This is a genomic window from Nocardia callitridis, from assembly GCF_039543305.1.
GTDB lineage: Bacteria > Actinomycetota > Actinomycetes > Mycobacteriales > Mycobacteriaceae > Nocardia > Nocardia callitridis.
Genome location: NZ_BAABJM010000002.1, coordinates 1,683,535 through 1,709,498 on the forward strand (window position 1 = coordinate 1,683,535; position 25,964 = coordinate 1,709,498).

23 protein-coding genes are annotated in these 25,964 nt (G+C 67.7%); 5 read left to right on the top strand and 18 right to left on the bottom strand.

Going from position 1 to position 25,964, the window contains the following annotated elements; all coding sequences use genetic code 11:
* Positions 1–3: 3 nt before the first annotated feature.
* The 9 genes from ABEA50_RS16480 to rimP form a co-directional block, all read right to left on the bottom strand.
* Positions 4–960 carry a metallophosphoesterase family protein gene (locus tag ABEA50_RS16480; RefSeq protein WP_345496606.1) on the bottom strand — a complete coding sequence of 319 codons (957 nt, stop codon included), beginning with the start codon at positions 958–960 and terminating at the stop codon, positions 4–6.
* Positions 961–1,121: 161 nt separating this feature from the next.
* On the bottom strand, positions 1,122–2,492 hold the full coding sequence (locus ABEA50_RS16485) for an MATE family efflux transporter (protein WP_425577619.1): 1,371 nt from the start codon (positions 2,490–2,492) through the stop codon (positions 1,122–1,124).
* A 12-nt stretch (positions 2,493–2,504) separates the two neighbouring features.
* On the bottom strand, positions 2,505–3,506 hold the full coding sequence (locus ABEA50_RS16490; RefSeq protein ID WP_345496264.1) for a DHH family phosphoesterase: 1,002 nt from the start codon (positions 3,504–3,506) through the stop codon (positions 2,505–2,507).
* Positions 3,507–3,551: 45 nt separating this feature from the next.
* Positions 3,552–3,992: a 30S ribosome-binding factor RbfA gene (gene rbfA, locus ABEA50_RS16495; RefSeq protein WP_345496265.1), complete on the bottom strand. Its 441-nt coding sequence runs from the start codon at positions 3,990–3,992 to the stop codon at positions 3,552–3,554.
* Positions 3,993–4,026: 34 nt separating this feature from the next.
* Positions 4,027–4,317, bottom strand: a complete 291-nt coding sequence (locus ABEA50_RS16500) for a DUF503 domain-containing protein (RefSeq protein WP_345496266.1) — start codon at positions 4,315–4,317, stop codon at positions 4,027–4,029.
* Between the two features lie 135 nt (positions 4,318–4,452).
* Positions 4,453–7,464, bottom strand: a complete 3,012-nt coding sequence (gene infB, locus ABEA50_RS16505) for a translation initiation factor IF-2 (RefSeq protein WP_345496267.1) — start codon at positions 7,462–7,464, stop codon at positions 4,453–4,455.
* Positions 7,465–7,572: 108 nt separating this feature from the next.
* Positions 7,573–7,860 (bottom strand): YlxR family protein, encoded by a 288-nt coding sequence (locus tag ABEA50_RS16510; protein WP_425577620.1) that lies wholly within the window; start codon positions 7,858–7,860, stop codon positions 7,573–7,575.
* A 224-nt stretch (positions 7,861–8,084) separates the two neighbouring features.
* Positions 8,085–9,113 (bottom strand): transcription termination factor NusA, encoded by a 1,029-nt coding sequence (nusA, locus tag ABEA50_RS16515; protein ID WP_345496269.1) that lies wholly within the window; start codon positions 9,111–9,113, stop codon positions 8,085–8,087.
* The gene (gene rimP, locus ABEA50_RS16520) at positions 9,110–9,805 is read right to left on the bottom strand and encodes a ribosome maturation factor RimP (protein ID WP_345496270.1); all 696 of its coding nucleotides are present in this window, start codon (positions 9,803–9,805) and stop codon (positions 9,110–9,112) included. Before rimP ends, nusA begins: the two co-directional genes overlap by 4 nt.
* A gap of 200 nt (positions 9,806–10,005) precedes the next feature.
* Here rimP and ABEA50_RS16525 point away from each other — a divergent pair, with 200 nt between their 5' ends.
* Positions 10,006–10,614 carry a hypothetical protein gene (locus ABEA50_RS16525; RefSeq protein ID WP_345496271.1) on the top strand — a complete coding sequence of 203 codons (609 nt, stop codon included), beginning with the start codon at positions 10,006–10,008 and terminating at the stop codon, positions 10,612–10,614.
* Positions 10,611–11,045, top strand: a complete 435-nt coding sequence (locus ABEA50_RS16530) for a ferritin-like domain-containing protein (protein WP_345496272.1) — start codon at positions 10,611–10,613, stop codon at positions 11,043–11,045. Before ABEA50_RS16525 ends, ABEA50_RS16530 begins: the two co-directional genes overlap by 4 nt.
* 876 nt (positions 11,046–11,921) lie before the next feature.
* Here the strand turns inward: ABEA50_RS16530 and ABEA50_RS16535 are convergent.
* Entirely contained in the window at positions 11,922–13,679 is a 1,758-nt protein-coding gene (locus tag ABEA50_RS16535) for a proline--tRNA ligase (protein ID WP_345496274.1), read from the bottom strand.
* A gap of 58 nt (positions 13,680–13,737) precedes the next feature.
* On the opposite strand from ABEA50_RS16535, the gene yaaA reads away from it, so the two are divergent.
* The gene (yaaA, locus tag ABEA50_RS16540; RefSeq protein WP_345496608.1) at positions 13,738–14,484 is read left to right on the top strand and encodes a peroxide stress protein YaaA; all 747 of its coding nucleotides are present in this window, start codon (positions 13,738–13,740) and stop codon (positions 14,482–14,484) included.
* 39 nt (positions 14,485–14,523) lie between these two features.
* Positions 14,524–14,937, top strand: coding sequence for a PPOX class F420-dependent oxidoreductase (locus tag ABEA50_RS16545; protein WP_345496275.1), 414 nt, complete (start codon positions 14,524–14,526; stop codon positions 14,935–14,937).
* A gap of 78 nt (positions 14,938–15,015) precedes the next feature.
* On the opposite strand, the gene ABEA50_RS16550 is transcribed toward ABEA50_RS16545, so the two are convergent.
* A complete protein-coding gene (locus ABEA50_RS16550; RefSeq protein ID WP_345496276.1) occupies positions 15,016–16,500 on the bottom strand; it encodes an MFS transporter in 1,485 nt (494 codons plus the stop codon).
* Between the two features lie 82 nt (positions 16,501–16,582).
* Complete coding sequence (cobA, locus tag ABEA50_RS16555; RefSeq protein WP_345496277.1) at positions 16,583–17,845, bottom strand: uroporphyrinogen-III C-methyltransferase; 1,263 nt, start codon at positions 17,843–17,845, stop codon at positions 16,583–16,585.
* Between the two features lie 285 nt (positions 17,846–18,130).
* Here cobA and ABEA50_RS16560 point away from each other — a divergent pair, with 285 nt between their 5' ends.
* Positions 18,131–19,078 (top strand): poly(ethylene terephthalate) hydrolase family protein, encoded by a 948-nt coding sequence (locus tag ABEA50_RS16560; RefSeq protein ID WP_345496278.1) that lies wholly within the window; start codon positions 18,131–18,133, stop codon positions 19,076–19,078.
* A gap of 54 nt (positions 19,079–19,132) precedes the next feature.
* Here ABEA50_RS16560 and ABEA50_RS16565 read toward each other — a convergent pair whose 3' ends face one another.
* The 6 genes from ABEA50_RS16565 to ABEA50_RS16590 form a co-directional block, all read right to left on the bottom strand.
* The gene (locus ABEA50_RS16565) at positions 19,133–20,497 is read right to left on the bottom strand and encodes a DoxX family protein (protein WP_345496279.1); all 1,365 of its coding nucleotides are present in this window, start codon (positions 20,495–20,497) and stop codon (positions 19,133–19,135) included.
* A gap of 388 nt (positions 20,498–20,885) precedes the next feature.
* The gene (locus ABEA50_RS16570; RefSeq protein ID WP_345496280.1) at positions 20,886–21,266 is read right to left on the bottom strand and encodes a cobalamin biosynthesis protein; all 381 of its coding nucleotides are present in this window, start codon (positions 21,264–21,266) and stop codon (positions 20,886–20,888) included.
* 40 nt (positions 21,267–21,306) lie between these two features.
* Entirely contained in the window at positions 21,307–22,710 is a 1,404-nt protein-coding gene (locus ABEA50_RS16575) for a cobyrinate a,c-diamide synthase (protein WP_345496281.1), read from the bottom strand.
* Between the two features lie 49 nt (positions 22,711–22,759).
* Positions 22,760–23,374 carry a cob(I)yrinic acid a,c-diamide adenosyltransferase gene (gene cobO / locus ABEA50_RS16580; RefSeq protein WP_345496282.1) on the bottom strand — a complete coding sequence of 205 codons (615 nt, stop codon included), beginning with the start codon at positions 23,372–23,374 and terminating at the stop codon, positions 22,760–22,762.
* Positions 23,375–23,433: 59 nt separating this feature from the next.
* Positions 23,434–25,422 carry a magnesium chelatase subunit D family protein gene (locus ABEA50_RS16585; protein ID WP_345496609.1) on the bottom strand — a complete coding sequence of 663 codons (1,989 nt, stop codon included), beginning with the start codon at positions 25,420–25,422 and terminating at the stop codon, positions 23,434–23,436.
* A gap of 85 nt (positions 25,423–25,507) precedes the next feature.
* Positions 25,508–25,957 (bottom strand): GNAT family N-acetyltransferase, encoded by a 450-nt coding sequence (locus tag ABEA50_RS16590; protein ID WP_345496283.1) that lies wholly within the window; start codon positions 25,955–25,957, stop codon positions 25,508–25,510.
* Between the last annotated feature and the right edge of the window lie 7 nt (positions 25,958–25,964).

A 25,964-nucleotide genomic window follows, 5' to 3' on the forward strand; every position in this document is an offset into this window, starting at 1 on the left:
AGCTCACACGCCGCGGCGCCGTTCGGCGCGCTCGCGCATCTTCGTCGCCGCTTCCTCCATCTCCGGCGTCACCGTGAAGTGCCCGCCGAACGAATTCAGCGCCCCCGGCGGGTATTCCGGGGTCGGGAGGATCTGGCGCAGCAGTTTGTCCGGCAACCCGCGCCGCTGCCACTCCCTCGGGTAGCCGAGGGATACCTCCTCGAAGCGCACGCCGTCGTAGTAGGTGGTGCGCGGAATGTGCAGATGTCCGTATACCGAGCAGATCACGTTGTACTTGGTGTGCCAGTCGGCGGTGAGTTCGGTGCCGCACCACAGCGCGAACTCCGGATAGAACAACACATCGGTGGGTTGGCGAACCATCGGGAAGTGATTGATCATCACCAGCGGTGTCCCCGGTGCCAGCGCGTTCAGCCTACGTTCGGTGGCCTGCACCCTGGCGTGGCACCAGGCGTCCCTGGTCAGGTACGGCTCAGGCGAGAGCAGGAATTCGTCGGTCGCCACGACGTTACGGTCGCGCGCCACCGCGAGTCCCTGCGCCTTGGTGGTGGTGCCCGCGGGCAAGAACGAATAGTCGTACAGCAGAAACAGCGGCGCCAGGGTCACCCGACCGCCGTACTGCTCCGAACCGGCACCGGTCCAGACCGGGAACGGGTCCTCGGGAGTGATCACCCCGAGGTCGCGACACAACGCCACCAGGTGCTCGTAGCGCGCGGCGCCGGACAACTGCACCGGATCCTTGACCGTGGTCCACAACTCGTGGTTACCCGGCACCCAGATCACGTTGGCGAATCGACTGCGCAGCAGCTTCAGCGCCCAACGAATGTCATCGGTCTTCTCCGACACATCACCGGCCACGATCAACCAGTCCTCAGGAGAATCCGGCACGATCTGCTCGACCACCGGACGATTCCCCTGGTGCCCGACATGAATGTCGCTGACCGCCATCAACTTGGGTATCACCCGCTCCACCTTGGCACAACTCGGTCCGCGACGCTCCAGCGCGGGTACACACGCCCAGCCACCAGCCTGGATCAAGATCATCAGGACGCCGAGACGTCACCGTCGGCAAATAACACCCCCAAGTCCTGGTGATCGAGATTGGGGGGTGGGTGGGTGGGCGTTCAGCGTGGTACTTCGGCGCCGACGCGCGCCCAGGTACCCGAGGTCGTTCGCCAGCCTACGGCGACCAGGCGCAGCAACATGAAAGCGACGAGGCCGGACCAGATTCCGGCGATCCCCCAGTCGAACACCAACGACAACCAGATGGCGGGCAGGAATCCGAGCAGAGCCGCGCCGAGGGTGGTGGTGCGCAGGTACGCGGCGTCGCCCGCGCCGAGCAGCACGCCGTCGAGGGCGAAGACGATGCCCGCCACCGGGATCAGGACGACGAAGAACCACCACACGACATGAGTGCGCTCCAGCACCGCGGCGTCGTCGGTGAACAACGCGGGCACCAGGGTGACACCAGCGGCGAAGCAGGCGGCCAGAACCAGCGAGAAGATCTCCGACCAGCGGGTGACCCGCCGCGCCAGGCCGCGCGCACCGGCGGCGTCCCCACCACCGAGCGCAGCGCCGACCAAGGTCTGTGCGGCGATCGCCAGCGAATCCAGTGCCAGCGCAAGGAAATTCCACAGCTGCAACACCAACTGGTGCGCCGCCACCGACGCGGCACCGAATCGCGAAGCGACGGCCGCGGCCGAGACGAAACAGGCCTGGAAGGCGAAGCTGCGGGCGATCAGATCGCGCCCCAGCACCAGCTGCGCACGCATCACCGTCCAGTGCGGCGCCAGCGAAACCCGTTCGCGCACCAACGTATTCACGAACAACCCGGCCATCGCCGCCTGACCCGCGACATTCGCCACCGCCGATCCCGGCAGCCCCATCCGCGGCGCACCGAACAATCCATGCACGAGCAACGGACACAGCACACCCGAAATAGCCAGTCCGACAAGCACATACACCAGCGGCCTGCGCGTCTGCTGCAACCCGCGCAGCCACCCATTGCCCGCCATCGACAACAGAATCAACGGAATACCGAACAGGGCGATCCGCACCCACCCCAACGCCTGCTCGGCGATGTCGCCACCACCGGAGATCGCCGAGGTCAACGGCACCGCGAAAATCTGGGTCAGCAGCAGAATCAGCGCGCCGATCGCGATCGCGATCCAACTCGCCTGCACCCCTTCGGCCATCGCGCCACGCTCATCACCCGCACCGTGCCGCCGCGCCGCACGTGCCGTCGTGCCGTAGGACAGGAACGTCAACTGCGAGCTGGTCTGCGCCAAGATCAATCCACCGACCGCGAGCCCGGCCAATGCCAACGCACCCAACCGACCCACCACCGCGAGGTCGAACAACAGGTAGATCGGCTCGGCTACCAGCACACCGAGAGTCGGCAGCGCCAAACCCAGAATGCGGCGCGGACCGGCCTGCGCCGCGCGATCAGCCGCCGAAACCGACACCTCGGACGCACTCCCCTGCGCACTCGTCACCGCGACCCACACTCATCCGAGCGCGGCGACCAACGCCGCGACGATCTCAGCTTCCGCGCCGTAGGCGGTGTACCCGGCGGCGAAACGATGCCCGCCACCACCGAGCCCGGTCGCGACCTCCGACACGTCGACACCATCCGCCGCACCGGGACCGCTGTCACGCGAGCGCAACGACACCATCCACCGGTCGGCGTCGAGCCGAGATTGCTTGAACACGGCCGCGATTCCCGCCTCGGAGGTGGTGCGCACGATGTCGACGACGCTTTCCACCTCCTCCGCCCCGACCTCGGCCATGTCCTCGAGCCGCACCAACGCGTAGACCAGCCCGATGCCGTCGTGCGCATCCGGCACCAACCTGGCCGTCGACAACACCCGGGCCAACATCCGCAACCATCCGAACGGATGTGTGTCCAGCAGCACCCGCGCGATCTCCGCGCCGTCGATCCCGGTCGCGAGCAGCCGTTCGGCCAGCTCGTGCGTGCCGGGCCGCACCCAGCGGAACAACCCGGTGTCGGTGACCAGCCCCGCATACAGGCAGTGCGCGACCTCGGCGTCGATCTGCTCACCCCAGGCGTCCAACAGATCCGCGAGCACACTGGTCGTCGACACCGCGGTGGCGTCGATCAGATTGATCGTGCCGAACCTCGTGTTCGACTGGTGATGGTCGATCACCAAAGTTTCCGGCGCACCGGCCATTCGGTCGCGCAACGCACCCAACCGGCCCGCGCTGCCACAATCGACGGCGACCACGAGATCCGCCCGCTCGGGGACATCGGCGGGCCCCACCAGCAGCGAAGCCCCCGGCAACGACCGCATCGTGACCGGCAACTCGGCGGGCTCGGCGAACGACACCCGTACCGATACCCCGCGCCGACGCAACACCAGCGCGAGCGCGAGACCGCTACCGATGGTGTCGGCGTCCGGCTGCACATGGCACAGCACCGTCACCGAGCGCGCGGCCGTCAACGCCGCGACGGCCGTCTCGAAATCGGCCGTGTTCCTTGTTGTCGTCATCGACTACCGCGGATCAACACCACGTGCTTCATCATCTACCGCATGTCACTCGTCGTCGCGTTCGGCCTTGTACGGGTCGGCTTCCCCGGCGTGCGTGGCGTTGGCCGCGGCCTTGGCCACCGCGTCGTCCGCGGCACGCGCCTTGGCCAGCAGGTCTTCCATCTCCCGCGCGACATCAGGCACCTTGTCCAGCACGAAGCTCAGGGTCGGCGTGAACTTCACGCCCGTGCCAGCGCCCACCTTGGAACGCAGCACACCCCGCGCCTTTTCCAGACCCGCGGCGGCCTCGTGATAATCCGGTTCCACGTCGAGGGTTTCACCCATCACCGTGTAGTACACCGTCGCCTCGCGCAGGTCACCCGTGACCTTCGCGTCGGTGATGGTCACGAAACGCAGCCGCGGATCTTTCACCTCGTGTTCGATCGCGCTCGCGACGATCGAGGAAATCCGCTTGGCGAGTCGGCGTGCCCTGGCTTGATCTACCATGGCCGTTTCCTCCTCACTAACCCTTGTCCAGCTGTCAGTCCTCGGGTCCGAAAACCCGGCGGCGCACCGCCAGCAACTGTAACTCCGGACGCGCGGCGACGTGCCGCTCGCATTTGTCCAGCACCTCGGTCAGGTGATCCATTCCCGCACTGACCATGGCTACACCGAGCAACGACCGACGAAACCGGTCGTGCTCACCGCCCTCGGTGGTGCTCACACCGAAGCGCTGCAATTCGGCCAGAATCGGCCGGATCACCGAACGCTTCTCCTTGAGCGAATGCACATCACCGAGTAGCAGGTCGAACTCCAGTGCACCTACGTACACCCATACACCTCTTTGTGGATCCTTTTGTACGGAAAATCGACGACTACTGACCACACCGGGCCAGCCAGCATTGCTACCGACGAACCGGTGCGCGAGCCAGTGACCTAGCTCGCGCACCGCAGCGGTGGGTCGAGGTCAGTCGCGCGGCTTCTCGCGCAACTCGTAGGCCTCGATGATGTCGCCTTCCTTGATGTCGGAGTAGGTGACGGTCATACCGCATTCGAAGCCCTCGCGGACCTCGGTCGCGTCGTCCTTCTCCCGCTTCAGTGAGGAAATCGACATCGTCTCGGCGATCACTGTGTTGTCACGCAACAGGCGAGCCCTGGCATTACGCCGGACCAGACCCGAAGTGACCATGCAACCGGCGATATTGCCGACCTTCGACGAACGGAAGATGGCCCTGATCTCGGCGCGGCCGAGATCCACCTCTTCGTAGATCGGCTTGAGCATGCCCTTGAGGGCCTTCTCGATCTCGTCGATGGCCTGGTAGATCACCGAGTAGTACCGGATGTCCACGCCTTCGCGATTGGCCAGCTCGGTGGCCTTGCCCTCGGCCCTGACGTTGAACCCGATGATGATCGCGTTCGACGCCGACGCCAGGTTGACGTTGGTCTCGGTGACACCACCGACACCGCGGTCGATCACCCGCAGGCGCACCTCGTCGTCGATCTGAATACCGAGCAGCGCCTCTTCGAGGGCCTCGACGGTACCCGAGTTGTCGCCCTTGAGGATCAGGTTCAGCTCGCTGGTTTCCTTCAGCGCGGCATCCAGATCTTCCAGGCTGATCCGCTTGCGGCTGCGCGCGGCCAGTGCGTTGCGCTTGCGCGCATTGCGCCGGTCGGCGATCTGGCGAGCGATCCTGTCCTCGTCGACGACGAGCAGGTTGTCACCCGCGCCAGGCACCGACGTGAAGCCGATGACCTGGACCGGACGCGACGGCAACGCCGCGTGTACGTCCTCGCCGTGCTCGTCGACCATGCGCCGCACACGTCCGTAAGCATCGCCGGCGACGATCGAGTCACCGACCCGCAGGGTGCCGCGCTGGATCAGCACGGTCGCCACCGGGCCACGGCCGCGGTCGAGGTGCGCCTCGATGGCGACACCCTGTGCATCCATCTCCGGGTTGGCCCGCAGGTCCAACGCCGCGTCGGCCGTCAGCACCACGGCCTCGAGCAACGCGTCGATGTTGAGGTTCTGCCGAGCGGAAATGTCGACGAACATCGTCTCGCCACCGTACTCCTCGGAGACCAGGCCGTATTCGGTGAGCTGCTGACGAACCTTCTGCGGGTTCGCGCCCTCCTTGTCGATCTTGTTGACCGCCACCACGATCGGCACTTCGGCCGCCTGCGCGTGGTTGATCGCCTCCACCGTCTGCGGCATGACGCCGTCGTCGGCGGCGACCACCAGGATCGCGATGTCGGTGGCCTTCGCACCGCGGGCACGCATGGCGGTGAACGCCTCGTGACCAGGGGTGTCGATGAAGGTGATCAGACGCTCGTTCTCACCGAGGGTGGTGAGTACCTGGTAGGCACCGATGTGCTGGGTGATGCCACCGGCCTCGCCCTCGCGGACGTTCGCCTTGCGGATCGTGTCCAACAAGCGGGTCTTACCGTGGTCGACGTGACCCATGACGGTCACCACCGGAGGACGGGCTTCGAGATCGGATTCGTCGCCGACATCCTCGCCGTAGGTGAGGTCGAAGCTTTGCAGCAGCTCGCGATCCTCGTCTTCGGGGCTGACCACGTGCACGACGTAGTTCATCTCGCCGCCGAGCAGCTCGAGCGTCTCGTCGTTCACCGACTGGGTCGCGGTGACCATCTCGCCGAGATTGAACAGCGCCTGCACGAGCGCGGCCGGGTTCGCGTCGATCTTCTCCGCGAAGTCCGACAGCGAAGCACCGCGGGCGAGCCGGATGATCTCGCCGTTACCGCGCGGCAGCCGCACGCCGCCGACGGCGGGAGCCTGCATCGAGTCGTACTCTTGCCGCTTCTGCCGCTTCGACTTACGACCACGACGCGGGGCGCCACCGGGACGACCGAACGCGCCAGCGGCACCGCCGCGGCCACCGGGACCACCGGGACGACCGCCGCCGGGACGACCACGGAAACCACCGGGAGCACCCGTGGGAGCGCCACCACCGGCACCGCCACCGGGACCACCGCGGTAGCCACCGCCACCACCACCGGGACGACCGCCACCACCGGGGCCACCGCCGGGACGACCGGGACGACCGCCGCCGGGACCACCGGTACCGCCGGGGCGTGCCGCACGCGAAGGCATCGCGCCGGGATTCGGACGGGGCGGCATCGAGCCGGGGCTCGGCCGAGGACCGCCGCCTGGCCTCGGGCTACCGCCTGGGCCGGCCGCGGGACGTGCACCCTGCGCGGGACCGGGACGAGGACCGCCCTGGGCCGGGCCGGGACGAGGACCGCCACCCTGCGCGGGGCCGGGACGGGGACCGCCTTGACCTGGGGCAGGACGCGGAGCCGGACGCTCGGGCGCCGAGGAGTACGGGTTGTTGCCCACACGCGGCGTCTTCGGGCCGGGACGCGGTCCCGAACCACCAGGACGCGGTGCACCCTGCGCGGGCGCGCCGGGACGCTGCTGTTGCTGCGCGGGACGCTGCTGCTGCCCGGGACGCGGAGCACCCGGCGTCGGCCGCGCGGGGCTCGGAGCTGAACTGGCAGCAGGTGATTCGGCCGAAGTGGCCGACGCCGCTGGCGCCGACTGTTCCGGTTCCGGCGCCTTGGGCGCAGGACCGGGACGGGCCGCGGGGCCCGGCTTCACCGAAGGGGTCTCGCCGGTCCGCGGCGGTGTGGTTGTCGGCGTCGAATCCGCGGCCGGAGTCTCCGTCGACTCCCGTGTCACCGGCGCGGAAGGACGGGGGCCGGGACGCGGGCCGCCGTTGCCCGAAGGCTTGGCGCCGGGACGCGGCGAAGGGCCGGGACGGGCGCTGGTTTTGCTGCTGCCGTTTCCGGGAGCGGACTTCGTGCTGACCGATTCACGCAGCCGACGCGCGACGGGTGCTTCCACCGTCGAGGACGCCGACTTCACGAACTCGCCCTGCTCCTTGAGCTTCGCGAGTAGTTCCTTGCTCGTGACACCGAGTTCTTTGGCCAACTCGTGCACGCGGGCCTTGCCTGCCACTGCTCTCCTCACTGAGAGGTCGAGCAGCACCGCCGTTGAGGAAACGGGGGCCCGCACGACCTCGGGTTATCTCCGATGGACGTTCATCGCTGGTACTTCACGGTGTGCTCATGAGTGCTCGTGCCTGTTCTCGAGGTAATGCTCCAGGGCTGAGATATCCAGATGTCCGGACACTCGTAGTGCTTTGCCGAATGCTCGGCGCCGTTCTGCCGTGCTCAGACAAGACGAAAGGGGGTGCAACCAGGCACCCCTCCCGGAAAGTCTGTGCCGCGGATCAGGAACGATCGCGACGACCAGGGAACCATCTGCACCGTCTCCGGCTGTGTGCTCCCGTGCCACGATCCGCAACAGATCGACGGCCAACTCGCGCTTTCGACATCCGATACACGTTCGCACCGGAGCCGCGCGGCGCGTACTCGTCGTAGACGCCGGGTGCTGCTCGTCGGTGCGTTCGGGCAAAGAATCCGAAGACTCGGGCTGAACCTCAGACCACTCTACCGCTGCCGAGGGTCGAACACCGAACCGCGTCCCTGTCGAAGTTACGAACATGTCATCCCGAACGCCCGATTCGGGAGGCGGACCCGGCTCCCCGCGACCGGAATCGGCCCGTTCGGCGGGGGTCAACTCCGGTTCGCCTCGGTCTCGACCGAGTCATCGATATCCGGTGCGGCATCGCTGCGAATGTCGATCCGCCACCCGGTCAGACGCGCGGCCAACCGGGCGTTCTGACCCTCCTTGCCGATGGCGAGCGAAAGCTGGAAATCCGGCACGACCACGCGGGCGGCACGGGCATCCGGATCGACGACGGTCACCGACACCACCTTCGACGGCGACAACGCGTTGCCGACGAACGTCGCGGGGTCTTCGGCGTAATCGATGATGTCGATCTTCTCGCCCGCCAGCTCGCTCATCACATTGCGCACCCGCTGACCCATCGGCCCGATACACGCGCCCTTGGCGTTGACGCCCGCCACGGTGCTGTGCACCGCGATCTTGGAACGGTGGCCCGCCTCCCGAGCCACCGCGACGATCTCCACCGAACCGTCGGCGATCTCGGGAACCTCGAGGGCGAACAGTCGTCGCACCAGATTCGGGTGCGTGCGCGAGAGCGTGATCTGCGGACCGCGCGGACCGCGCGAGACACCGACGACGTAGCACTTGATCCGATCGCCGTGCTCGTAGGTCTCGCCGGGCACCTGCTCCGCGGCGGGTACCAGCCCTTCGGCCCCGTTGGCCTCGCTGCCGATGCGTACCACCACGGTGCCACGCGCGTTGGCGCGCGAGTCACGTTGCACCACACCGCCGACGATGTCGCCTTCATGGGTGGAGAACTCCCCGAAGGACTTCTCGTTCTCCGCGTCACGCAGCCGCTGCAACACGACCTGGCGCGCGGTGGTCGCCGCGATCCTGCCGAACCCCTCCGGGGTGTCGTCCCATTCGGAGATCGTGTTGCCGTCCGCGTCGACCTCGCGGGCCATCACCCGGACCACGCCGGTCTTCTGGTTGATGTCGATGCGCGCGTTGGGCTCGTGACCGTCGGTGTGCCGGTAGGCGGTCAGCAGCGCGGACTCGATCGCGGAGATCACGGTCTCGATCGAGAGACCCTTGTCGGTGACGATCGCGCGGAGGGCTTCGATTTCGATATTCATTCCACGATCCCTTCGGTCGAATCGGTTGCTGGTACTGAGGTGTTCGGTCGTGCGGGAGCCGAATCATCGACCGCCACAGGTTCTTCGGTGCCGGGACCGGGTCGGCCGGGTGCCACGCCCCCGGCCAGCTCGAGTTCGCGGCCGCTGGGCGGAGAGAACTCCACCTGGACGACCGCCTCGGCGATGTCGGCCAGCGGTATCGGCACCCGATGCGGGTTGCGTTTGCCGCCGAGGACCAGCGCCACCGTCTCGCCGTCCAGCGCGCCCACCCTCGCTTCGAAGGACACGCCGTCGACGCCGGGCACGGTCGCGCCCTCGCGCAGGCGAACGAGTACCTTGCGACCGCGCGCCCGCTGCCAATGCCGCGCGGCGGTCAACGGACGGTCGACGCCGGGGGTGGAGACCTCTAGCAGGTACGGCGTCTCGCCGAACTCGTCGGCCTCGTCGAGAAATTCCGAGAGCTGCCTGCTCAGCGCCGCGAGGGTGTCCAGGTCGGAGCCGCCGTCGCTGTCCACGATCACCTGAACCTTGACCGACTGCGCGCCGAACTCGTCGTCGTCACTGCTCGCCTTCGACCCCTTGGACCCCTTCGACCCCTTGGCCGTGATCTCGACGCCCTCGAGGTCGAATCCTCGTCCTTCGACGAGTCCAGCAACGAGCTGGCTCACCCTCTCCTCTGTCGGCTGCGGCATGGGCGACTCCTGGTTCAGTTGTAACGGTGACGGCGGCGGGCGGGGGAACGCGCGACAGAGCAAATATCTCTGAGCAAATTTCTCTGACGGAAGCTCTAGCGTAACGCGCCAAGGGAGTGTAATGGACCGCCGGAGGACCGGAGCGCGCACCACTGGCGGTCAGTCACCGAGCATCTCATGGGGTCTGGCACGATGGTCGAGTGCCAATCCGCCTGCCTGCCCGGTCTCCTCGAGGGCACTCACCCGGCGTTGCCGCCGATCCGCTGGATTCACGCTGGTCGAGGCTGGATCGTCGGGCCGCGCTGCGCCTCACCGGTGGTGCGACGATCGGCGTGCTCGCCCTCGGCACGGCGGTCGGTTGCGCCGCCGACGACACCGTGCACGACCCCGATCCACTTGCGGCACAAGAAATCCTGGCCCGCGCCGACGCGGATGCCGCGACCGCGGCGATCACCCTCGAACCGCAGCGGCACGCCGCGTTGAACGCGATCGCCACCGAGCGCACCGCACACGCCGACGCGCTGAAGGCCGAGATCGACCGTGTGATCGGCGTTTACGGCGACGGAACAACTCCCGTGCACCGCACGCGGACCGCCACAGCACCCGGCGCTGCACCGAATCCCGGTGCGACACAAGCATCCTCACCCGCACCCGACCAGCCGCCGAGCCTCGCGGCGGTGCGGGCGCGCCTGACCGAATCACAGCGGTCGGCGGCCGACCTCGCCGCGGGGCAGTCCGGTTACCGCGCCGGACTATTGGCCTCGATCAGCGCGGCCTGCGCCGCAGAGGCAGGAGTACTGCTCGCGTGACCGATGCCGAACGCACCGCCCTCCTGGACGCCTTACGCGCCGAGTACAGCGCCGTCTATGCCTACGGCGTCATCGCGGCCTACGCCTCCCCCGAACGCGTGCGCGTGGTCGCCGAGCACACCGCCGCGCACCGCGCCCGCCGCGACAGCACCGCCGAGGCCCTGGCCGCCGCCGGTATCACCGTCCCCCCGTCGGACGCCGCCTACACCACACCGTTCCCGGTGGACGATCCCATCCCAGCAGCCCGCCTGGCCGTCACTGTGGAGACCGACACCGCAACCGCGTGGCGCGCGGTAGTGGAACGCGCCGACACCGCACCCACCCGCCGCACGGCCACCGACGCCCTCACCGAAGCGGCCGTCCGACTTGCCACCTGGCAGTCAATCCTCGGCACCGCTCCCGCCACCACCCCTTTTCCCGGCGGCGAGTAGCTCGCGCTCCCGCTGGGAGCGGGGCCGGGGTAATGCGCTGGAGCAGCCTGTAGCGCGTAGATACACGGACAAACCACGGGGGTACGCGAGCAGCCCGACGGGCGCGGGGTACGCGAAGCGACCCGCGAAACTGCGGCGCGGCGAGTTACGCAGTGTGGGGTGACACGCGCAGCCGAATCACGAAGTCGCGGTGTGGCATACGGAGTCCATACCAACGCAGCGCGGGGTGATACGCGGGGGCGAGGAACTCCTCGCTGTGTTTATTGGCGGCTGGCGCCGCGTGGTTCGCGGCCCTGAGTCTCGCTGTTGAGTACCCGTTTCTTGCTCCTGCGTCGCCTACGAAACGGGCACTCAACAGCGAGACGGCCGCGAACTTACCGTACCGGTCTCGCTGCGCTCGGAACACGTGTTCAGGCAGCTCGTAGGGAGGGGCGAGTTGGGTACAGGCGGTGGCGGTTTCACCGGGCAGCCGAGGCGCGCGCCTACGAAACCGGACACCCGCGCAGCGAGACGACCACGAACTAACCGCACCAGTCTCGCTGCGCTCGGAACACGTGTTCAGGCAGCTCGTAGGAAGGGCTGAGTCGGGTACAAGCGGTGACGGTTTCACCGGGCAGCCGAGGCGCGCGCCTACGAAACCGGACACCCGCGCAGCGAGACGGCCGCGAACTTGCCGTGCCGGTCTCGCTGCGCTCGGAACACGTGTTCGGGCGGCTCGTGGGGAGGGTTGAGTCGGGTACGGGAGGTGGCGGTTTCACCGGTCTACGGGATCGGGTGCCTCCGAGATCAGCGGGACATAGCGGTGCGCTTTGGCGGTGTTGGCGCCGTGGTGTCCTGATGACGGGGTGGGTAATGGGGGTGGAGGCTTGGGTTTGGTTAGGGGCGGATTCGGGTGATTAGGGCTTGTGCGGCGGTTTCGGCGGGGAGGTCTTCGGTGGCGCCGGTGAAGCGGTCGCGCAGTTCGACCTTGCCTTCGGCCCAGCCTCGGCCGATTACCAGTACCAGGGGTACGCCCAGGAGTTCCGCGTCCTTGAATTTGACGCCGGGTGAGGCGGTGCGGTCGTCGAGGAGTACTTCCAAGCCCTGGGAATCCAGGGTGGCGGCGACCTGTTCGGCGCCCGCGCGCGCGGCCGCGTCCTTGTTGGCGATGACGACGTGCACGTCGAAGGGGGCGACGTCGGCGGGCCAGCGCAGGCCCTTGTCGTCGTGCAGTTGTTCGGCGAGTACGGCGACCATGCGGGAGATGCCGATGCCGTAGGAACCCATGGTGACGCGCACCGGCTTGCCGTTTTCGCCGAGTACGTCGATCTCGAACACATCGGCGTACTTGCGGCCGAGCTGGAAGATGTGGCCGATCTCGATGCCGCGCGCGGACACCAGCGTCCCGTGGCCGTCGGGTGAGGGGTCACCGTCACGGACTTCGGCGGCCTCGATGGTGCCGTCGGGGGTGAAGTCACGTCCGGCGACGAGGCCGACGACGTGCTGCCCCGAGCTGTCGGCCCCGGTGATCCACGCGGTACCTGTGGCGACTCTGGGGTCGACGAGGTAGCGAACACCGTTGGCCTGCAACGACTTCGGTCCGATGTAACCCTTGACCAAGAAGGGGTTCTCGGCGAAATCGGCCTCGGTGAGCAGCTCGACCTCTGCCGGTTCGACGGAGGCGCCGAGCCGTTTGTCATCGACCTCGCGGTCGCCGGGGATGCCTACGCCGAGAATCTCGGTTTTGCCGTCGGGGTGGCGCAGCTTCACCATGACGTTCTTCAACGTGTCGGCGGCGGTGACAGCGCGCCCGAACTGTTCGGCGATCCCCGCGCCGTTGGCCCACTCGACCAGGGTGGCGATGGTGGGGGTGGCGGGGGTGTCGTGCACGACGGCCGCGGGCTTGTCGTCGACGGACTGCGGCGCGGGCGCCGGGGTGACCACGGCTTCCACATTGGCCGCGTACCCGGATTCCAGGCTGCGCACGTAGGTGTCCTCACCGACCGGGCTCTCGGCGAGAAATTCCTCCGAGGCGCTGCCGCCCATGGCACCCGAGGTAGCCGCGACGATCACGTAACGGATGCCGAGGCGCTCGAGGATGCGCTGGTAGGCGGCGCGGTGCGCGGCGTAGCTCGCTTCGAGGCCCGCGTCGTCGAGGTCGAAGGAGTAGGAGTCCTTCATCACGAACTCACGGCCACGCAGGATGCCCGCACGCGGACGTTCCTCGTCGCGGTACTTGGTCTGCACCTGATACAGCGTGACGGGTAGGTCTTTGTAGGAGCTGTATTCCGACTTGACGGTGAGCGCGAACAGTTCTTCGTGGGTGGGACCGAGCAGCATGTCGGCGCCCTTGCGGTCCTTGATACGGAACAGGCTGTCGCCGTATTCGGTCCAGCGGTTGGACGCTTCGTAGGGTTCACGGGGCAGCAATGCGGGCAGCAGGATCTCCTGGCCCCCGATCGCGTTCATCTCCGCGCGCACCACGTCCTCGACCCGTCGTAAGACCCGCAGTCCCAGCGGTAGCCACGAGTACACCCCCGGCGCGATACGGCGCACATACCCGGCGCGCACGAGCAGCTTGTGGCTCGGCACCTCGGCGTCGGCGGGGTCGTCTCGAAGGGTACGAACGAACAATCGGGAGAGGCGGGTGATCACGGAAGCACAGGGTAGTCGCTGGCCGTACGCTGATCACAACGCATTACCGTATTCCTTCGTGCTGGTCGTGCTTCCTCCCTCCGAAACCAAGTCCGATGGCGGCAGTGGCGCTGCGCTGCACCTGGATTCACTGGCGATGCCGCAACTCACCGGTGTGCGTGCGCATCTGATCGAGCAGGTGGTGCGGTTGGCGGGCGACCGGGAAGGTTCCCGGACCGCACTCGGCCTCGGTAAGGGCGCCGACGCGGAGATCGCCCGCAACGCGACCTTGCGCACCTCCCCCACCCGTCCCGCACTGGAGCGCTATACGGGCGTGCTGTACGACGCGCTGGCGGCGCACGCGTTCACCAAGACGCAACGGGCGAAGGCCGACGCCAGGCTCGCCATCGGCTCCGCGTTGTTCGGCGCGGTCCGCGCGCGCGACCCCATCCCCGCCTACCGCTTGTCGGGCGGCTCGAAACTTCCCGGCCTGCCGACACTTTCGGCGTTGTGGCGCGACGCGCTCGCCCCCGCACTGCATGCCGAGGCGGCGGGTGAACTGGTGGTGGACCTGCGCTCCGGCATCTACCAGCAGTTGGGTCGAGTCCCCGACGCGATCACGGCGACCGTGCTCACCGAGCAGCCGGACGGGTCACGCAAGGTCGTGAGCCATTTCAACAAGCACCACAAGGGTCTGCTCGCCCGCGCACTGGTGCTCACCCGCGCCGAGCCCGCCGATATTCGCGGGATCGCCAAGATCGCGAACACGGCGGGTTTGCGTACCGAGATCGCCGCCCCCACCGAATTGCTCGTATTGACCTCGTGAACCGGAATGCGGTGGCCGCCACGGATGTTCCATCCGAACGTGACCACAACAGCTGAGCTATCCGAAGAACTGAAGAACTACATCGATGAGAACCGGGTGTTCGCCACCGCGGCCACGATCGGCCCGGACGGGCAGCCGCATCTGACGGTCATCTGGTTACTCCGCGACGGCGAGGATCTGCTGTACTCCACCACCACCAACCGTCAGCAGGGCAAGAACCTCGCCAGGGATCCCCGCATCTCGATTGTGGTCAACCCGCCGGAAAATCCGTACGTCTACGCCGAGGTTCGCGGGACGGCCACCCTCACCCCCGACCCGGAACTCACACTGGGCAATCAGCTTTCGATCAAGTACACGGGTAAGCCCTACGCCGAGTTCAACCCCGATTCGGTGAACGACGGGCCGAGGATCATCGTCCGGATCACGCCCACCAAGGTCACGGGCCGGCTGTAACCGCACCGACCACGCGGCACGGCCCGGCGGATTCGCGCCCGGGCCGTTTCGCCGAATGCTCGTGCGAGCCGCACGGGCTCATACCTGCTGCGCCTCGTCCTGCGCGCTCTGCGCCTGCGCCAACTCGCGTGGCGTGAACCGCAGTGTGACCGCGACGATTCCGGCGAGGAAAGCCAGCAACGCGCACATGAAGAACACCAGCGTGTACCCGCTGCCGAGCGCGTCGAGTTCGGGCAACGTCATGTCCTCGGCCTTGCCGGTGCGTCCGCCCAACGACAGCGTCCTGGTCGCGGCGATGGGGGTGAGGAGGCCGATGGCGACGGGTGTCGCCAGGTTCATGAACATTTGGCCCACCGCCGAGAGGGGCCCGATGTTGTCGGCGGGTACGCCGACCAGAACGCACAGCGGGGCGAGCACCATGGCCATGCCGACGCCGAAGCCGATGATGATCAGCAACGGCAACAGCGTCGTCCAGTACGACACGTCGCGGCCCATCGTCGACCCGAACAGCAACCCGATCCCGAGTACGACGGCGGCCCCGAGCAGCAACCAGCGGGGCGCGATGTGCATCGCCGCCTTGGACGCCGCCGCACCACCGATACCGATACCGATGGTAAACGGGATTCCGGCGACACCGGCGTGCAACGGGCTGTAGCCCACCACGTTCTGGAGGAATTGTGCGACGAAGAACGTCATAGCGCCGAGCACGCCACCGGAGAGGAAGATCAGCACGAAGGTGGCGACCCGGTCGCGGCTGTCGAACAGCGACAACGGCAACAGCGGGTCCTCGACCTGTCGTTCCAACACGATGAACGCCACCAACAGCGCGACACCCGCGACAACGGAGCCGATGATCAGCGGGTTACCCCACCCCATCTCGGGCCCCTCGGTCGCGCCGAAAACGATGGCCGCGCAGGCCAGGGTGCCCAGGATCGCGCCGCGCACATCGAGTCCGACTCGCTCGTGCTCGGTGTCCTTCAGGGTGTAGACCGCACCGAGGACGATCAGCGCACCGATCGGAACATTGATCAAAAAGATCCAGCGCCACGACGCTTCGGTCAACGCTCCGCCGACCACCAAGCCGCCGACCGACCCGATGCCGACCATCGACCCGACGACCGCGATCGCCTGATTGCGCGCTTTGCCCGGCGCGAAAGTCGTTGCCACCAGCGCGAACGCCGTCGGAGCCGCGATAGCGGCGCCCGCACCCTGCAGGGCGCGCGCGCCGAGCAACATGCCTTCGTTCTGCGCGAGCCCGCACAGCAGCGAGGCGAAGGTGAACACGGCGACGCCGCCGATGAGCATGCGTTTGCGCCCGAAAACGTCACCGAGACGTCCACCGAGCAACATGAGCCCGGCGAAAGTGAGTCCGTAAGCGGTCACCGTCCACGCGCTGCCCGCACTGGTCAGTCCCATCTCGGCCTGCAATCGAGGCAGGGCGAAAATCACCACGGTGCCGTCGAGCACGACCATCAACTGGAGCCCACTCAGGACCAGGATGGGTAGCCCGAAGGCCCGCTGCGTGACCCGAGACTGCCTCGTCGCAGCGGAATCTTGTAACACGGGGAGTGACTGTAATTGAACTGTCCCCTGTCACAGCCGGGGTCGCGAACACCTGCGACCAGGTCACTGCGGCAGCATCGACTTATTGTGACACCGCACCGAATCCGGGCAGCGCGAAGTCCGCGGTGGGCCCGATCACCACGATCGCGGGCGGTCGAATGTCCTCGGCACGCACCCGCCGCGCGACGGTCGCGAGGTCCGCGCGCAGCACCCGCTGGGTGCGGAGCGTGCCTTCCTGAACGACGGTGACGGGGGTGTCGGTGGCGCGACCGCCGTCGATCAGCGCGGTCGCGAATTGTTCGATGCGCTCCACCGCCATCATGAGTACGAGCGTCCCGCGCAGCTTGGCCAGCGCGGGCCAGTCGACCAGCGAATCCGGGTGATCGGGCGCGACGTGCCCACTGACCACCACGAATTCGTGGGTGACGCCGCGATGGGTAACCGGGATTCCGGCCGCCGACGGCACGGCGATCGGACTGGTGATGCCGGGGACCACGGTGACGGGAACACCGGCGTCGACACACGCCTGCACCTCTTCGTAGCCGCGGCCGAACACGAACGGATCGCCGCCTTTGAGCCGAACCACGAACTTGCCCGCCTTGGCGCCCTCGACGAGGGCGAGGTTGATCGCCTCCTGCGCCATCGACCGTCCGTAGGGGATCTTGGCGGCGTCGATCACTTCCACGTCGGGCCCGAGTTCGGCGAGCAGTTCCGCTGGCGCGAGCCGATCGGCGACCACCAGGTTCGCGCGTGCGAGCAGGCGTCTGCCGCGCACCGTGATCAGGTCGGGGTCGCCGGGTCCGCCGCCGACCAGCGCGACACCCGGCGCCACCGGGATCGAATCATCGCCGACCACACCGGATTGCAGTGCCTCGAGCAGCGCATTGCGCACGGCCGCCGAGCGTCGATGTTCGCCGCCCGCGAGCACACCGAGGGTGAGTCCGTCGTGTCGCGCGGTCGCCGGGGTCACCGCGGTACCGAGCCGGGCGATGTCGGCACGCACACAGAACACCCTGCGCCGCGTGGCTTCCTCCACCACCGCGGCATTGGTGTCGGGTTCGTCGGTGCAGGCGATCGCGTACCAGACGTCGTCGAGGTCGGCGTCGGTGTATTCCCGCAGGACGAGGCTGAGCTGCCCCGCAGTGGCCATCGCTTCGACGGCGGGGGTCACGGTGCGGCTCACCACGTGTACGTCGGCACCCGAGGCGATCAACAGCCCGAGCCGACGCTGGGCGACCGACCCACCCCCGACCACCAGCACCTTACGTCCGACGAGATCGAGCCCGACCAGGTAGTTCGGATCCCCGGCCTGCTGTTCTTGCGCGGTGTTCGAGGTATTCGGCACAAGGTTCGAGCCTACGGGGCGCGCAAGCGGGAGCGGTATCCGACCGGCCGGTGGGCCGTTCCCGGGTGGTTGACGACCGGACGCGCCGGCGATCTCGGGTTGCGAGGTGTGCGACACGCGCGTTCGGGTGCGGGATCAGGTTTGCGGTGGGGCGAGTGAAGTGCCTGTGCGGTGGGGGTTCGGGGGGACGATTCGGGGAGTGACACCGGGATTGGCGGCATGGGGGTGGCGGTTGCTGTTTCTATACTCGTGCGTATGAATCGATGGGGTCGGAGTGTTCGAATCATGGTTGCGGCAGCGGCATTGGCGTGCGTGCCCGCGACATTCGGGGTAGCGCAGGCTGATCCGGCACCCTATGTGCCGACGGCCGGGATCGAGTCGAAGTATTTCGCGGACGGGCCGTCCGCGGTCACCGAGCGGCTCGGCATCGGTTGCTGTGACGCGACCGGCGCCAGATACGACCTCTGGTATCCCAGCGATCTGGAGTCCGGCCCCGGTCGCCACCCGATCATCCTGTGGGGCAACGGGAGCAATGCCGTACCGAGTCAGTACACACATCTGCTGCGACACCTGGCCTCGTGGGGTTTCGTCGTGATCGCCACGGAGAACAAGAACACCGGCAGCGGCGCCGAGATTCGGCAGTCGCTGGAGTTCCTGCTCGGCCGCGAGCAAGACCCGTCGAGTGTGTTCCACGGCAAGCTCGATCGCGGGGCGGTCGGCGCGATGGGGCATTCCCAGGGCGCGACGGGTGCGGTCAACGCGCTGCGGGATTCCGGCGGCGCGATAAAAACGGCTGTGCCGCTGGAACTTCCCTCGCAGGCACTGTGTTCCTCCGGCGGCACCTGCCCCGACACCCGACAGCTCACTACCGGTTCGTTGTTTCTGGTCAACGGCTCACGGGACGGGATATCACCGTCGAATCAGCTGCTGCCATGGCAGGTAGTCGGCCTGCACTCCAATCGCGCCTACTACGAGGCGACCCCACCGCAGGTGCCGAAGGTGTGGGCCACCTACAACGGCGCCGACCACAACGACCCGCAGGGCCAACCGGATTGCGGCGCCGCCTCCAACCCCTGCGGCGTCGGCGTCTTCGGTTACCTCGGCTACCCGACCGCGTGGCTGCGCGCACAGCTCACCGGCGACCCCGAGGCCCGCTCCGCGTTCCGCTCCGGTGGCGAACTGTTCGCACCGAGCCCCAACTGGAGCAATCAGGTCAGCACCCTGTGGGGCTGACCCCCGATCACCGTCGGCACCGGACCGGGCGCGGCTGATCGCGGGCAAGCCCGCTCAGCCGCCGAAGTTCGGCACGTCCTGAACCCAGTGGAAGGCAGGGCCTTTCAGCGGGAAGGTGCGCACGTCCACGTGCTCCAGGGTGACCACCGCTTGCGCTCCGTCGAGGTCGCCATCGAGGGTGAGCTGGTCGGGTCTCGGCTGGGTGAAGCGGAACTCGCCGAGCCTGATGGGCGCGGCATCGGGTGTGGTGGGCTGGCTCGACAGGGTCAGTGTTTTCGCTTCGCTGTCGACGGCGGCGACGGCCGGTTCGAAAGACCCGTTCATGTGCTGAATCGTCGTGCCCGACTTGTCGAATATCACGCGCTGCCAACGGTTCTCGTCGGTGGTCAGGGGCGCTACCTGCACGCCGTCGACGGTGTAGTCCCGCACCGCCCAGATCCCGTAGAGCGGTGGCTCGGGCATACCCCCGCCCCACTCGTCCCAGGCCTGCCCATCCAGCCATGCCGCTGAGGCAACCACCCAGATTCCCAACGCCACCTGCACACTCGCCGCGATTCGATTGGCCCTGCGCGAGCCGAACAACGGTTGCTGGGTGGCGGGTTCGGAGTGCCGTTCGAGCACGAGCACATCGGCCAGCCGCTTGGCCTGCGGCGCCAGCAGCACCAGGCTGAGCAACACGAGGTGGAACGAGTGGATCTTCACCGGAACGTCGAAGGTCATATTGAGCACGAACACCTGCAACATGGCGACCAGGCTCAGCATCGATCCCAACGTCGCGGTCCTCGGCAGGAACAGCAGCAACCCACCGAGCACCTCGGCGGCGCCGAGCAGGATTTCGTACACCGGTGAACTGCCGACTTGGCTCCACAGCACGCCCGCCGGTGCCATGGACCCGAACGGTGCGAGCAGGGTCGTCAGCGCGGGTTCCGGCATTTGCGAGGGAATCACCTTCGCGATGCCGTAGTGGATCATCTGACCGGCCAACCCCAGCCGGACGACGAGCAGAAACCACGGAAACAAGACCGTGTATTCGGCTCGTCGCCGGTCCAACGCCGACCACAACGCCGCGCCGACCAGGCTGACGATCACGGCCACGAACACGAGCACCCAGATCGCCGTCTGATCGCCGCTGCCCGACTGCTCGTTCAGCACGGCATCGACGCCGAATACCTCGCGCCCGACCCATTCCGATACCGGGTTCAGGGCGCGCATCGCCCACATCCCCGCGTTGAGGGGCAGTTCTCTGTTGATGACCCCGAGAAACACCAAAGGGATCTGCCCGAACAACACGAAGATCAGGGCGAAGTAGAGGCAACCGAATCGAAACGCGAATTTGGTCAACGGGTTCCACCGTGGCCGTGCCGGTCGCGGCTGATCCGCCACCTCCGACTCGGGCACGTCCGTACTGACAGCACCCATCGCGTTCCCTCCGTCTTCGACTACGACGAATCGAAGGTAGCGCAGTGGCAACCGGAAGACTTCCGGGTAAACCCTGAATCCGATGTCCTCCCTTCGGCCAATTGCCCCAGACCGGAACATCAGTCCAGCACCGACCTTCGCGCGCGATCACGGTCGTGCCAGCTGCACCCCCGACCGGTCCGACCTGCTGCGAACAGCCAGGTCCACCTCCGCACCCGCATCGGGAGAGTTCGGGCTCCGGCATGCCCGCCCAGCTCGCAACGCCGAGAATCGACACGCTCGAGCGCCAGCAACCGCGGGCGACACTTGGCGCGCGGTAGAGCCAGCGCTACCGAAGTCGGTGCGACACCGAGCCACCATGCAGCGAAACCGTAGAGCTCGAGGACAATTACCGCACGTCGCACCCATGTTCGGCCACCGCAACCACAACCCCTTGCGAAACCCTGCGCGCGATCACCAGGCGACCACCGTCTGCCGCCAGCAGGGCGGCGGCTTCGGCGACGCTCGCGGCGCCCACCGCGGCCGCGGTTCGCGAAGAAGGCTCACCCACCGCGACCGTGGCCAGCTCCGCAGCCGAATAGCCGTGTAGTGGTACGCCGAACTCGACGGCGATCGCGCGCAGCACCGGCTCGCGCGCTCTCCGGTCCAGGGTTGCCAGGCCGGTCAGACGTCCATCCATCCGCTCGCTCAACACTTCCCGTATCGCCAGGCGCACAGATTCCGTAGACGTCGACGGACGTAGCCCCACCCCGATGATCAAGCCGGGCATCACCGACTCCGCCGAGCAACAGGGGTCAACACCACCACGGTCATCGGCCGGTACGCGACCGCGCGTATTCGGCTGCCTCAGCGACGAAACGCACAGTCGCCTCGGGGTTTCCGGCCGGATGGGTGTGCAGGTACGAAGCGTGGACCCGACCCGTCATGCCGCCTTCGAACTCGCGGGCACCGGCGCTGTCGCGCCACCCCCACGCGGGCGTCGAGAGCGCGGTGGTCAGGCGGGTGCGGTGGAATTCGTGCCCTCGGACCCGCTCCCCCGCGCGCCACAGCACCGAATCCCGCAGGGCCACGGCGTCGCGGTAGCCGAGGGTCAATCGGCTACCGAAGGTCGCATCGACGTCGAATACCCCCGCCATCGCATGCCCGTCGAGCGACCGGGTGAGATACAGCAGGCCCGCGCACTCCGCGTGGACGGGTAAGCCGCGTCCGGCACCATCGGCGACGGCCCGCAACAACCCCACGTTCGCGGCCAACTGTTCCGCGTGTTCCTCGGGGAAGCCACCCGGAAGGACCAATCCTGCTGCCGTGTCGGGTAATTCGTCGCGCAACGGGTCGAAGACCAGCGTCTGCGCGCCTGCCGCCGTCAGCAACTCGCGGTGCTCGGCATACCCGAAAGTGAAGGCGGCACCACCGGCGATGGCGACAATCGGGCGTTCGTGTCGCACCGCTTCGGCCGACACCTCGTCGTCGGGGTCCCAGACCGGGCCACGCGCACTCGACTGTGCCAGCGCCGCGATCGCGGTCAGATCCACGTGCGCGGCAACGAGATCCGTCATCGCCGCCACCGCCTCGGTCGCGGCCGCGCCGTGCTCGACAGCGGGAATCAATCCCAAATGTCGTGAGGGCACCTCCAATTCGGCCATGCGTGGCAGCGACCCGAGTACCGGCAGGCCCACCCGCGCGCACGCCGCGCGCAGCACCTGATCGTGGCGAGGGCTGCCGACCCGATTCAGAATCACCCCACCGAGCCGGACGCCGCTGTCGAAGGTCGCGAAACCGTGCAGCAGTGCGGCAAGGCTCTGGCTGTGACCACGCGCGTCGACCACCAGCACCACCGGTGCGCCGAGCAAGCTGGCCACCTGCGCGGTCGATCCTTCCGCGACCGCAAGCGCGGCGTTCGCGTCATTGCTGTCGATCCGACCGTCGAACAGCCCCATCACGCCTTCGACCACCGCGAGATCGCATCCGCTCGCGCCGTGTCGATACAGCGGAACCACCCGCTCGGTGCCGACCAGAACCGGGTCGAGATTTCTGCCGGGTCGACCCGCCGCAAGTCCGTGATATCCGGGGTCGATGTAGTCGGGCCCCACCTTGAACGGCGCCACCCGGTGCCCGGCGCGCCGCAATGCGCCGATCAAACCCGTTGCCACCGTGGTCTTTCCGCTCCCGGACGCGGGTGCGGCGATCACAACGGCTGGCACCGCTCCCGTCATCACGGCCGCCGGGCCGCGCGGGTGCGTGCGCCGATACGCTTGTGCCGGATCACCATTCGATGCCGCGCTGGCCTTTACGACCGGTGTCCATGGGGTGCTTGACCTTCGTCATCTCGGTCACCAGGTCCGCGACGTCGAGCAGGGCCTGCGGCGCGTCCCGACCGGTCACGACGACGTGCTGATTACCCGGCCGGTCCCGCAGGGTGCTCACCACCTCGTCGATGTCGACCCAACCCCATTTCAACGGGTAGGTGAACTCGTCGAGCACATAGAACCGGTGCTGTTCGGCGGCGAGCCGACGGGCGATCTCCCGCCACCCCGACAACGCCGCGGCAGCGTGGTCCTCCTCGCTGCCCTGCTTACGACTCCACGACCAGCCCTCGCCCATCTTGTGCCATTCCACCGCGCCACCAGCACCGGATTGCTCGTGCAACCCACCGAGCGTCCGAAACACCGCCTCCTCCCCCACCTTCCATTTCGCGCTCTTCACGAACTGGAACACCGCCACGTCGAAGCCCTGGTTCCACGCGCGCAAGGCCATCCCGAAAGCCGCGGTGGACTTGCCTTTTCCCGGACCGGTGTGCACCGCGAGCACCGGGAGGTTGCGGCGCTGACGAGTGGTCAGGCCGTCGTCGGGGACGGTTTCCGGAACACCCTTGGGCATCGAGAACTCCTAGTGGTGGGGATGGCGGACTAAACGCGGACTGTTCGGCTGTCGAGCGATCAGGCCGCGCGGGAGATATTCGCCGCCCGAACGGTGTCCGCGATCGAGGTTCCGGTCAGTTCCGCGAGCTGGTGGCATTCACCGTTGAGCATGCGCGCCAATTCGGCGGCCAGGCCGAGGCGGATCATGCCGCGTTCACAGTCGATGACCATCGAGGTGACCGCGTCGCGCGCCAGCAGCGCCGCAGCCGTGCGAGCGCGTGGCAGCGGATCGACGCCTCCGGTGGCACGACCGTCGGTGAGCAGCACGAACATCGGACGACGACGCGGATCACGCATGCGCTCGCGGCGCACCACTTCCCGCGCCCGCAACAGACCGGCGGCCAGTGGCGTCTTGCCGCCGGTGCGCAGATCCGACAGGCGACGCACGGCGATATCGACCGACGAGGTGGGCGGCAACACCAATTCGGCTTCGCTGCCGCGCACCGAGATCACCGCGACCTTGTCGCGACGCTGATAGGCATCACGCAACAGCGTCACCACCGCGCCGGTGACGGCCGCGAGACGATCACGCGCGGCCATGGAGCCCGAGGCGTCGACCGCGAAGATCACCAAATTGCCTTCGCGCCCTTCGCGATACGCGCCACGGAGGTCCTCCGCGGCCAGTCGTAACGGTCCCGTCGAGCGTCCGCGTTCGTGCTGGCGTGGGACGGCGGCGAACACGGTACCGAGCAGGTGCAGGCCCGTGGTCGTGTCGTCGTGCGAGCGCACCACTCGCCCGTGCCTGGATTCGGCACGCGACCGTCGGCCCGGCGCACCTTCGCCGAGGCCGGGCACCTCCCATCGCGGTGGCTTGGCACTACCCGAAGCCGGTGCGCCACTACGGCCTTCGCGCGAGCCGCCAGGACCGTCCGGAGGTGAGTCGGGGCCGTCGGGGTCGTCGTCGGGGCCGTCACCGTCCGGTTCGGACGCGGATTCGCGCGGATCGGATTCGGATGAGCCTTGTTCAGGAGCCTCGGGTTCGGTGGGCGCCGAGCCGTTGTCCTGCTCAGGGCCGGACTGTTCACGCACCTGCTCCTCGGCCTCGCGCATCGCGTCGTCGAGCTGGTCCTCGCTGATTCCCGGCTCGTCGAAGGGGTCGCGCCGACGCCGGTGCGGCAATGCCAGTTCCGCCGCCACGCGCACGTCTTCCTCGGTGACCTGGTCGGCGCCGCGCCATGCGGCGTGCGCGGTCGCGGTCCGCGCCACCACCAGATCTCCACGCATACCGTCGACGTCGAACGACGCGCAGAGCGCGGCGATCCTGCGCAACTCGACGTCGTCGAGTCCCACCTCGGCGACGCGATCGCGCGCGAGCAGAATGCGGTCGGCGACCTCGCGATCGGCGGCGCCGTAGCTCGCCGCGAAACCGGTGGGATCGGCCTCGAAGTCCAGCCGCCGACGCACCACCGACATCCGCACATCGACGTCGCGAGACGCTGCGACGTCGACGGTCAGCCCGAATCGGTCGAGCAGCTGCGGGCGCAGCTCGCCCTCCTCCGGATTCATGGTGCCGACCAGGACGAACCGTGCGGCATGCGAATGCGAGACGCCGTCGCGCTCGATGTGCACCCGACCCATGGCCGCGGCGTCGAGCAGAACGTCGACCAGGTGGTCGTGCAGCAGATTCACTTCGTCCACATACAGCACACCCTGATGCGCCTGCGCCAACAGACCGGGGCGAAATGCCTGCTCACCGTCGCGCAGTACCCGTTCGAGGTCCAGCGACCCGACCACGCGGTCCTCGGTCGCGCCGACCGGAAGTTCGACCAGTCGTGCCGGACGCGCACCGGTTTCGTCCACGACGGGCGGCAGCAGGTGCGCCAACGCGCGCACGACGGTGGATTTCGCGGTGCCCTTCTCGCCGCGCACCAGCACACCACCGATACCGGGGTGCACCGCGCACAGGATCAGCGCCAGCTGCAATCGCTGCTGGCCGACCACCGCGGAGAAGGGGAATCCCACCTCACCGGCGGGTCGCTCCCGCGACCCGCTCAACGATTCGGACACGGCGCCTTCAGCATGGGAAACGGACACCCACCGACTCTATGCGCTGGCCTCGACGCGTCGTCGCCAGGCCCGTGCCACGCCGGGACTAACCCTTGCGCATCGGCACGTGGCTGATGCCGTCCTCCACGAATTCCGCGCCATCGGCCTGGAAGCCGTGCTTGCTGTAGAGATCGACGAGGTAGCTCTGCGCGTTCAACCGCACGGTCGCCGAGCCCACCTCCGCCAACGCCGCTTGCAGCAGCCGGGTGGTGTAGCCGTGCCCCCTGGCGGGGACCGCGGTACACAGGCGTCCGATCCGGAAGCTCTTGACGCCGTCGTGGTGTTCCTCCAGCAGCCGGAGGGTGGCGATGATCTCGCCTTCGTCATCGAGCCAGAAATGCCGCGTTTCCTGGAGCAGGTCCAGCCCGTCGAGTTCGGGGTAGGCGCATTTCTGCTCGACCACGAAGACTTGGACACGAAGGTGCAACAGCTGATAGAGCGTGGCGGTGTCGAGATCCTGCGCCCATGACCGTTTGAGAACAACCGTTGACATCATCGAGTCT

Excerpts from the sequence above, each read along its gene's own strand:
- ABEA50_RS16490 (WP_345496264.1), bottom strand. The coding sequence starts at position 3,506 with ATGACGACAACAAGGAACACGGCCGATTTCGAGACGGCCGTCGCGGCG.
- rbfA (WP_345496265.1), bottom strand. The coding sequence starts at position 3,992 with ATGGTAGATCAAGCCAGGGCACGCCGACTCGCCAAGCGGATTTCCTCG.
- nusA (WP_345496269.1), bottom strand. The coding sequence starts at position 9,113 with ATGAATATCGAAATCGAAGCCCTCCGCGCGATCGTCACCGACAAGGGT.
- rimP (WP_345496270.1), bottom strand. The coding sequence starts at position 9,805 with ATGCCGCAGCCGACAGAGGAGAGGGTGAGCCAGCTCGTTGCTGGACTC.
- ABEA50_RS16560 (WP_345496278.1), top strand. The coding sequence starts at position 18,131 with ATGGTTGCGGCAGCGGCATTGGCGTGCGTGCCCGCGACATTCGGGGTA.
- ABEA50_RS16565 (WP_345496279.1), bottom strand. The coding sequence starts at position 20,497 with ATGGGTGCTGTCAGTACGGACGTGCCCGAGTCGGAGGTGGCGGATCAG.
- ABEA50_RS16570 (WP_345496280.1), bottom strand. The coding sequence starts at position 21,266 with ATGCCCGGCTTGATCATCGGGGTGGGGCTACGTCCGTCGACGTCTACG.
- ABEA50_RS16575 (WP_345496281.1), bottom strand. The coding sequence starts at position 22,710 with ATGACGGGAGCGGTGCCAGCCGTTGTGATCGCCGCACCCGCGTCCGGG.
- cobO (WP_345496282.1), bottom strand. The coding sequence starts at position 23,374 with ATGCCCAAGGGTGTTCCGGAAACCGTCCCCGACGACGGCCTGACCACT.
- ABEA50_RS16590 (WP_345496283.1), bottom strand. The coding sequence starts at position 25,957 with ATGATGTCAACGGTTGTTCTCAAACGGTCATGGGCGCAGGATCTCGAC.